Annotated in this window: 7 protein-coding genes; 6 read left to right on the forward strand and 1 reads right to left on the reverse strand. The window is 71.9% G+C overall.

Annotated elements, in window-relative coordinates:
- Window positions 1-113 precede the first annotated feature (113 nt).
- Window positions 114-404, reverse strand: a complete 291-nt coding sequence (locus tag AC068D_RS32105; RefSeq protein WP_478826640.1) for a hypothetical protein — start codon at window positions 402-404, stop codon at window positions 114-116.
- A 107-nt stretch (window positions 405-511) separates the two neighbouring features.
- Between AC068D_RS32105 and AC068D_RS32110 the strand changes: the two genes are divergently transcribed.
- The 6 genes from AC068D_RS32110 to AC068D_RS32135 all read left to right on the forward strand — a co-directional run.
- Window positions 512-1,348: a class I SAM-dependent methyltransferase gene (locus tag AC068D_RS32110; RefSeq protein ID WP_478826641.1), complete on the forward strand. Its 837-nt coding sequence runs from the start codon at window positions 512-514 to the stop codon at window positions 1,346-1,348.
- A gap of 242 nt (window positions 1,349-1,590) precedes the next feature.
- Window positions 1,591-3,246: a serine/threonine-protein kinase gene (locus AC068D_RS32115; protein WP_478826642.1), complete on the forward strand. Its 1,656-nt coding sequence runs from the start codon at window positions 1,591-1,593 to the stop codon at window positions 3,244-3,246.
- Window positions 3,243-3,983 carry a hypothetical protein gene (locus AC068D_RS32120; protein WP_478826643.1) on the forward strand — a complete coding sequence of 247 codons (741 nt, stop codon included), beginning with the start codon at window positions 3,243-3,245 and terminating at the stop codon, window positions 3,981-3,983. The genes AC068D_RS32115 and AC068D_RS32120 overlap by 4 nt, the downstream gene beginning before the upstream one ends.
- 411 nt (window positions 3,984-4,394) lie before the next feature.
- Entirely contained in the window at window positions 4,395-5,660 is a 1,266-nt protein-coding gene (locus tag AC068D_RS32125) for a Tm-1-like ATP-binding domain-containing protein (protein ID WP_478826644.1), read from the forward strand.
- A gap of 349 nt (window positions 5,661-6,009) precedes the next feature.
- A complete protein-coding gene (locus AC068D_RS32130) occupies window positions 6,010-8,751 on the forward strand; it encodes a SpoIIE family protein phosphatase (RefSeq protein WP_478826645.1) in 2,742 nt (913 codons plus the stop codon).
- A 304-nt stretch (window positions 8,752-9,055) separates the two neighbouring features.
- A partial coding sequence (locus AC068D_RS32135; RefSeq protein WP_478826646.1) for a glycosyltransferase family 2 protein occupies window positions 9,056-9,570 on the forward strand: 515 nt, incomplete at its 3' end.

Below are 9,570 nucleotides of genomic sequence, written 5' to 3' on the forward strand. Positions count from 1 at the left end.
CACGGAGCCGCGGACGTCACTCGAAAGCGACCGTGGGAGGACCGATCGGCGGCGGTTCCGGCGGGGCCGTCGCACCGGTTTCACGAAGGCCGCTGCTTCGTGGGGCGGCTGCTTCAGAACGCCGCGTAGCGCTCCGGCATGGGCAGCTCGACACCGTCCAGCTCCAGCGTGCAGCCGGGTTTGATCCGCACCAGATGCGGCTGGTGCACCCGGACCAGGAAGCTGCGTGCGGGCTCGTCCGGCAGTTCGCCCGTCAGCACCGTCGTCCCCTTGCCGTGCTCACGCGTGTACGCGATGACCTTGCCGTCGACCAGGAGCTCGATGCCACCGGTCCTGCCCGGGCCCACGTTCACCGTGATCGAGTGCTTTCCCCGGTCGACGTGGAAGTGATGGTTGCGCGTCATGTCAGACCTCCACGGAGCCCGCCGGTACACCAGACTAATTCTGTCGCCGCAGGGCCGCCCGCCAGGAGGCGGGAGGCCGCCGGAAAGGCTCCCCGAGGAGAACTGCCATGACCGACGAGAACGAAGCGGCCGAGGCCGACCGCGTTCTGAAGACCAAGCACCGGAAGATGTGGGCATCGGGAGACTATGCCGCCGTGGCCGCCCGGATCGTCGGGGACCTCGGGCAGGGACTGGTCCGGGCGTGCGGGGTGAAGAGGGGCGAGCGGGTGCTGGACGTCGCGGCCGGGTCGGGAAACGCCGCCATCCCCGCGGCCCTGACCGGGGCAGATGTCGTGGCGTCCGACCTCACACCCGAGTTGCTCGAGACCGGGCGGCAGCTCGCCGGGGATCGCGGCGCCGAGCTGGAGTGGTGTGTCGCGGACGCCGAGAAGCTGCCGTTCGACGACGGCGGGTTCGACACGGTCATGTCCTGTCTCGGGGTCATGTTCGCCCCTCATCACCAGACCAGCGCGGACGAACTCGTCCGGGTCTGCCGGACGGACGGAACCATCGGTCTGATCAGTTGGACCCCCGAGGGCTTCGTCGGCCAGATGTTCGCCGTCATGAAGCCCTATGCTCCCGAGCCACCCCCCGGCGCCCAACCGGCGCCGCTGTGGGGCAGCGAGGAGCACGTACGCACGCTTCTGTCGGACCGGGTGACCGACGTCGACGCGAGCCGCCGCAGCGTGTGGGTGGACTGCTTCGAGGGCCCCGAGGACTTCCGTGACTACTACAAGGCCAACTACGGGCCGACGATCGCCACGTATCGCAATATCGCGGATGATCCCGACCTCGTCCGGGCACTGGACTGCGAGCTCGCCGACCTCGCCCAGGACCACATGGGCGCAGCAGGGAACGTCATGGAGTGGGAGTACCTGCTGCTCACCGCGCACCGGCGCGGCTGAGCGCTCCGCTGCCGGTTCCGCCCGGCGCAGACCGGGCACGGGTGCTCGTGCCCGGTCTGCGTCCGGTCCGCGCCGACGGGGTGCGGCTGGTCCTCCCGTGCCGGGGCGCTCCTCGCCGCTGCCGTCGGACCCACCGGTTGCCGGCCTCGGGAACCGGTCGTGGCGGAAGTGTGTCTGTTGTGGGGACAAGGGGCGCACACGGCAACGGCCGGGCGCGCGGGCTCGGCCGCCGAGGGGGCGGGATGAACGCTTGGTCGGTCCCCGGATACACGGAGACCAGAGAACTCGGTGCCGGCGGCAGCGGACGCGTCGTCCTCGCCGTCCATGACGCCACGGGTGTCCCCGTGGCCGTCAAGTACCTCAGCGAGCGCATGCGCCGCGACGAGGCCTTCGTCCGGGAGTTCCGTTCGGAGGCGCGACTGCTCGGAGGACTGGACACGCCTCATGTGGTGCGGTTCTACGAGTACGTCGAGGCGCCGGACGGTGCGGCGATCGTCATGGAACTGGTCGACGGCATCGCCCTGCGCAGGCTGCTGGCCCGGGAGGGCAGGACCGGGCCGGAGCCGGCGCTCGTCGTGCTGAAGGGCTCACTGCTGGGTCTCGCCGCCGCACACCGGGCCGGTGTGGTGCACCGGGACTACAAGCCGGAGAACGTGCTGGTCGCGGCGGACGGTTCGTCGAAACTGGTCGACTTCGGAATCGCCGCGGGGCGCGGAACGCAGCCCGGTGTGGCGGGCACGCCCGCGTACATGGCCCCTGAGCAGTGGAGCGGGGAACCGGCGTCGCCCGCGGGCGACGTGTACGCCGCGACGGCGACGTTCTTCGAGTGTGTGACCGGCCGCAAGCCGTATGCCGGGGAGAACTTCGCCGAGCTGGCACTGCAGCACACCAGCGCTCCCGTGCCGGAGGACGACGTGCCCGAGCCGGTGCGCCCGCTGGTGCGACGAGGACTGGCGAAGACGCCGGAGGAGCGCCCTGCGAACGCGGCGGCGTTCGTGGCGGAGCTGGAGGAGGTGGCCTGCGCGACCTACGGGCCGGACTGGGAGGAGCGCGGGCAGCGGAAACTCGCCGCGCTCGCGGCCCTGTTGCCCTTGCTGTTCCCGTCCGCCGGTGCGCCGCCCGCGAGCACCGCGGCGCTGGCCACGACATCGCTGGGGCGCGGTCACCGGCTGGGCGGTCTCCGGCCGGGCGGCCAGGGACTGTTCGCCGCGGCGCTCGCCCTGGTGCTGGGGCTGGTCCTGGCCATCACGGCGCGGGCCACCGCGGAGGAGCCGGGACGTGCGACGGCGCAGGCCGTGGCCACCACCAGCGCCGTGCCGGATGCGGCACCGAGCGGGCCGGCGCCGTCCTCCCCCGAGGCGGGCCCGACGGTGTCCGAGTCCCCAGGTCCGTCGGTGAGCACGCCGGTCGTACCCACGCTCACACCCTCCTCCGGGGCGCCCGACGGCACGTCCGCACCGACCGTCACCGCCCCACCGGCGACAGCGTCCGACCCGCCCGTCACCTCGGTCCCGCCTGTCACCTCCGAACCTTCCGGCACATCTGAACCACCGGACACACCGGAGCCTCCAGGGGTGAAGGTCGCCTCCGTCTCCGTGAGCTCACTGCGGCAGACCGGTCCGGCGACGGGGAGCGCGACCGTGGAAGTCGTCACCGACGGGACCGGCCCCGTGACGATCACCCTGAGCTGGGCGACCGGCGACACCAAGGGCTCCCCCGGAAACGCGGACGGAACCAGCACGTTCGAACGCAGTGGCGCCACGCGGTACACCATCGCGGTCGACCATGCGTTCCAGGGACGTGGCTGCTACTGGAGCGTGCAGGCCACTGCCTCACCCGCCGCCGCGAACGGCGCCTCCCAGCAGCAGATCCTCACCAGGCGGTGCACGATCACATGAACGAGCCGCGGATCCCGGCGGGCCCCCGCCCCGACCCGGACGACGACTACAGTGCGACCGCGCTGGCCAGCCACTGGGTCGAGCGCCCGACCCTGCCGTACGGCGCGGTGCCCGACACGGTGCCGGGACCGGCGAACGGTGCGGCCCCGGGGCCGACGGCCGACGCGGGGGCTGCGCCGCCGGAGGGTGCCGTACCCGACCGGGTGGAGGGTGCGGTTCTCCGCTTCGGCCCCGGTGTCACGGTCGCTGTACGCACCCGCCACGAGCAGGACAGCACGGCGACCGTCTGGCACGGAACGCTTCCGGGACGCACTCCCCTGCCGCCCGAGCGGCCCGTCTCCCGCCTCGGGGAACTGCGCCGCTACACCCTCGCCGGAGTCGTGCTGTTCGCCGTGCTCTGTTTTCTCGCCTGGGAGCGGTACGGGTCCTCCGTCGCGGTGGAGAGCGTGTCCGTACGCACCGAGTCCGCCGGGCCGGGCTGCGACGGCACCGCCGGAATCACGGCCCTGGTGGGGACGAACGGACGCCCGGGCACCCTGAGGTACCGCTGGGTGCGCAGCGACGGCACCACATCGGAGGAACTCCGCGAGCGGCTGGCACGCGGCCAACGACAGGCTCGTCTCGAGCTGCTCTGGACGTTCCACGGCGAGGGCGCCTACAACGCCCGCGCAGAGGTCCGGATCATCTCGCCCACCCACCACAGCGCGGGGACCACCTTCACCTACCGCTGCCCATGATCCGGTCGGCCCCGCCGGTCGAACGGCACCGGCTGCCGGAGGCGTCGGGACGGAGGGCGGGTCCGGGCGCGGCTTCGGCGGGAGGGGGCAGTCGCGGGATCGGCCACCGCATCAGCAGTGTCGGTTCGCAGAAGAGCCCGGGGCCCGGTGGAATCGGTGCGGACACGGCGGGCGGCGTGCCGAGCGGAGCGAGAGCCTCGCCGACTTCGCGGGCCGCGGTGTCCACCGTGGGATCGGCTGCGCCCATGGCATCGTTCGGCCTCCGGCCGGGTACCGTCCAGGGGCGAGTTCGCCCATCGGTGGGGGCCTGGGCGGCCGCATGGCCGGTCTCCTGACTGCCGGGAGCACGGCACCGGCGTGCACCGAACGGCCCTCTTGTCGCTTTGTCGATTTGGCTGGACAGTACCTGGCATGGCGATCGTTGTACTGCTGGGGACGCTGGACACCAAGGGCGACGAATACGGCTGGTTACGGGAACGGCTGCTGCGGTGCGGTGTCGACGTCGTGGTCGTCGACACCGGAGTGATCGGTGAACCACGGATACGTGCAGACGTGCCGCGCGCCGAGGTGGCCCGCGCGGCGGGCACCGATCTGGCACGGCTACAGGCCCGGCGGGACCGCGGAGCCGCGGTGACCGCGATGGCGCTGGGCGCGGCCGAGATCGTCCTGCGCCTGCACGGCGAGGGCCGCCTCCATGGTGTGCTGGCCATCGGCGGCAGCGGCGGTACGTCCATCGCGACCCGCGCCATGCGCGCGCTGCCGCTCGGCGTGCCCAAGCTGATGGTCTCGTCCATGGCCGCGGGCGACGTCTCCCCGTATGTGGGCTCGGCGGACATCACGATGATGTACAGCGTCGTCGACATCGCCGGGATCAACACCGTGTCGGCCCCCGTCCTGGCGAACGCGGCCGATGCCGCCGCGGCCATGGCCAAAGGCTTCGCCGCGGCCTCCCGGGCACTGCTTCCGGCCGGACGGGGTGCGGGCGACAGACCGCTGGTGGCGGCCAGCATGGCGGGCGTGACCACACCAGGTGTCGACGCGGCAAGGGAACGTCTGACCGGGCTCGGTTACGAGGTCCTGGTCTTCCACGCCAGCGGCGCCGGTGGACGCACGCTCGAATCCCTCGCAGGGCAGGGGCTCTTCGCGGGCGTCCTCGATCTCACGCTCAGTGAACTCGCCGACGACCTGGTGGGCGGCATCCTCTCCGCGGGGCCCGACCGTCTCACCGCCGCCGGCCGCCGAGGGGTACCGCAGGTGGTGAGCCCGGGCGCGCTGGACATGGTGAAGTTCGGCCCGCTCGAAGACCTACCTCCCGAGCACCGGCGCGACCGCCACGTCCATGTGCACAACCCGTCCATCACCGTCATCCGCACGACCCCCGCCGAGTGCGGCGAGCTCGGCGCCCGTGTGGCCGCCAAGCTGCGGGGCGCCACCGGTCCGACAGCGGTGTGCATCCCCCTGCGCGGTGTGTCCACGCTGGGTGCCCCGGACGGCCCCTACCATGACCCGGCCGCCGACGAGGCGCTGTTCGCCGCACTCCGGGAGGGTCTCCGGGGCAGCTCCGTGAACGTGCGGGAGGCCGACACGCACATCAACGACCCCTCTTTCGGCCGCTCCGCCGCCGACCTGCTCCACCGGATGATCACCGACAGCGGCGGCGCGGCCGTCCCGGCCTGAGGCTCGGAGATCCTCCGCCGACGGTCCCGGTGTCACCGGCCCGGCGGGGCGGGCGGTCAGACCTCGATCGGCTCCCGGCGCCCCGAGGCTCCCGGCAGCCCCGGCCGGAACCAGGGAATCACGGAAATTCGATGCCGCCGGTCCGGGCGCTGCCGGCTCCGCGCCGGAGCCCCGTACGAACCCCTGGGTTCTGCTGTGACCGCAGCTCAGGGCCCGGCACCGGCTCCGCAGGGAGCCGGACCGGGCGGGGGCCTGGGGCGGCGGTGCGCGCGGAAAAGGTCCCGGTCGCGGCGACTGTCCGGCTCTCCCGTATGGCCCGACCGGGTATTGCGGTGCTAGAAAGAAGACCGTGATCAGCCGCTTCGACCGATTCCGGGGCGTATCGGTACGGCCACTGATCCGCAAACGCCCCAGAAGCGTCGCCGGACAGGTTTTCGTCCTCCAGGTGGCGGTCGTGGTCCTGCTCGTACTCGGGGCGATCCTGGCCCTCGTACTGCAGTCGAGGGCCGATACGGACCGCGAGGCGAGGAATCGTTCGATCGCGGTGGCCGAAACGTTTGCGCACTCCCCGGGCCTGCTCGCCACCCTGAAGCTGCCCGATCCCTCCCGGGTGCTGCAGCCGATCACCGAGGAGACCCGCAAGAAGGCGGGCGTGGACTTCATCGTGGTGATGGACACCAAGGGGATCCGCTATACGCACCCGCAGCCCGAGCGGATCGGGCACCGATTCGTCGGCACCATCGAGCCGTCACTGAGGGGCGAGATCCTCGTCGAGAGCGTCCATGGGCCGCTCGGGCACGAAGTGCAGGCGGTGGTTCCGGTGACCGCCCGAAACGGCTCCGTGGTGGCCCTGGTCTCGGCCGGCCTCAAGGTCCAGAACGTGACGGGTGCGGTGAACCGGCAGCTGCCGGTCATCCTCGGCGCCGGCGCGGTGGGTCTGGCCCTCGCCACGGCCGGAACCGCGCTGACGACCAGACGGCTCAAACGGCAGACACACGGCCTCGGCCCGGCCGAGATGACCCGTATGTACGAGCACCACGACGCCGTTCTGCACGCCGTACGGGAAGGCGTCGTCATCGTGGGCGGCGATGGCCGTCTCGTCCTGGCGAACGACGAGGCCAGACGGCTCCTCGGCATGAACCCCGACTCGGAGGGCCGGCCCGTCGCCGATCTGCAGGGGCTCGACGCCGCCACGGCCGAGCTGCTGGCCTCGGGCCGCGTGGCCACGGACGAGGTCCACACGGCCGGGGACCGGCTGCTGGTGGTCAACCAGCGGCCGACCGAGGGCCCGGGCGGGCCGATGGGCACCGTCGCCACCATCCGTGACTCCACGGAGCTCCAGGCACTCACCGGCAGGGCCGAGATGGCACGCAAGCGCCTCCAGCTGCTCTACGACGCGGGAGTCGGCATCGGGACCACCCTCGACGTCACACGGACGGCCGAGGAGCTGGCCGATGTGGCGGTCCCGCGCTTCGCGGACTTCGTCACCGTCGATCTGGCCGATCCGGTGCTGAACGGCGAGGAGCCGAACGGAGCGGGTACGCATATGCGCCGCACCGCCGTCAGCGGCATCCGCGACGACCACCCCCTGTACGAGCTCGGCACGCTCATCGCGTTCCTCCCTTCGACCCCGCAGGCGCGTGGCCTGGGCAGCGGACGGGCGGAGCTCGTGCCCGTCCTGTCCGATGCGCCGGGCTGGCTGGCCCAGGACCCCGAGCGGACGAGCGATGTCGTCCGGTACGGCATCCACTCCCTGATCACCGTGCCGCTCCAGGCCAGGGGGGTGGTCCTGGGCGTGGCCAATTTCTGGCGCTCGGAGAAGCCCGTTCCGTTCGAGGAGGACGACCTCTCGCTGGCCGAGGAACTGGTGGCCAGGGCCGCGGTGTCCGTCGACAACGCCCGCCGCTACACCCGCGAGCACGCGCTGGCCGTGACCCTCCAGCGCAGTCTGCTGCCGCGCGCCCTGCCCGAGCAGAGTGCGGTCGAGGTCGCGCACCGCTATCTGCCCGCGCAGTCCGGGGTCGGCGGCGACTGGTTCGATGTGATTCCCCTGCCGGGCAGCCGGGTCGCCCTGGTGGTCGGCGATGTCGTCGGCCATGGACTGCACGCCGCCGCGACGATGGGACGCCTGCGCACGGCGGTCCACAACTTCTCGACCCTCGACCTGCCCCCCGACGAGCTCCTCGGTCATCTCGACGATCTCGTCGGGCGCATCGACCAGGACGAGCTGCTGGGGAGCGGCGCCGCCGACGAAGGCCCCGCGATGACGGGCGCCACCTGTCTGTACGCGGTCTACGACCCCGTTTCGCGCCGCTGTGCCATGGCCAGGGCGGGCCATCCGCTGCCGGCACTGGTCCATCCCGACGGCACGGTCGAGTTCCCCGAACTCCCGGCGGGGCCGCCCCTGGGGCTCGGCGGCATGCCGTTCGAGACGGCGGAGCTGGAGGTCGAGGAGGGCAGCCGGCTCGTGTTCTACACCGACGGACTGATCGAGGACCGGAGCCGGGACATCGACGTGGGCATCGAGCTGCTGCGCCAGGCCCTCGCCCACGCCGACCGCACGCCCGAGGAGACCTGCCACGACGTGCTGGATGCCCTTCTGCCCGCTCGCCCCAAGGACGACGTCGCCCTGCTGATCGCCCGCACCCGCCATCTGGGCCCGGACCGGGTGGTCGAATGGGAGGTGCCCTCCGACCCCAGTGCCGTCGCCGGGATGCGCGCCAAGGCCGTGAGGACCCTGGACGACTGGGGGCTCTCCGATCTGGCCTTCGGCACCGAACTGATCCTCAGCGAGCTTCTGACCAATGCCATCCGCTACGGCTCGGGCCCCATCCGGGTACGGCTGCTCCACGACCAGAGCCTGACCTGCGAGGTGGCCGACGGCAGCAGCACATCGCCCCATCTGCGGTACGCGGCCACGACCGACGAAGGGGGCCGCGGGCTGTTCCTGGTGGCCCAGCTCGCGCAGCGCTGGGGCACGCGGTACACCCCTGCGGGAAAGATCATCTGGGCGGAGCAGCCATTGCTCGGCCCCATGCCCCACGCTATGGACGCGGCGCTGCTCGGCTTCACGGACGGCGAACTCCTCTGACGCGATGCCGCCCGAACAGGCGGAGGGGGTCACCGGTGGCGACCGGGAACCGGGCGGAAGTCCATGGATCCGGCCGCTGCGGGAGGCGCGGGAGGCGCTTTTCTGCCGGATGCCGGGGCCGGCCCCGTCCGATCCGGCTCACTGCTCCGGCACGGGCGGTGCACGGGAGAAGGCCGTCGAGGCGCGCACGCCCGTGTGCACGGCTCCGACCGCCGCTCCTCGCCCTTCGTTCCCGGCGGCTCGTCCCACCCGAGCGGAGTACGTCCGGCGGTCCCCGGGGCCCGCTTCGCGTTCCACTGGTGGAATGCGAGTGATTACGGTCGTCGTGCCGTGCTTCGACGAGAGCGAGGTGATCGGCACTTTCCACGCCGCCCTCGTCACCACACTGGACCGCACCGGCGAGCCCTACGAGATCTGCTACGTCGACGACGGCAGCAGCGACGGCACCGTCGAACACCTGCGGAAACTGGCCACCACCACCCCCCAGGTGCGCTACACCTCCTTCAGCCGCAACTTCGGCAAGGAAGCCGCCATGCTCGCCGGAATGCGCATGTCCCGCGGCACCGTGGTCATCCTCATGGACGCCGACCTGCAACACCCACCCGAACTCATCCCCCGCATGCTCGAACTCCACCAACACGGCCACGACCAGGTCGTCGCCCGCCGCGACCGCACCGGCGACAGCACCCTGCGCACCGCACTCAGCCGCGCCTACTACCGCCTCGTGCACCACTTCACCGACGTCTCCATCACCGACGGAGCAGGCGACTTCCGCCTCCTCTCACGCCGCGCCGTCGACGCCGTCCTCTCACTCCCCGA

The sequence above is a fragment of the Streptomyces sp. NPDC043861 genome (assembly GCF_056435905.1).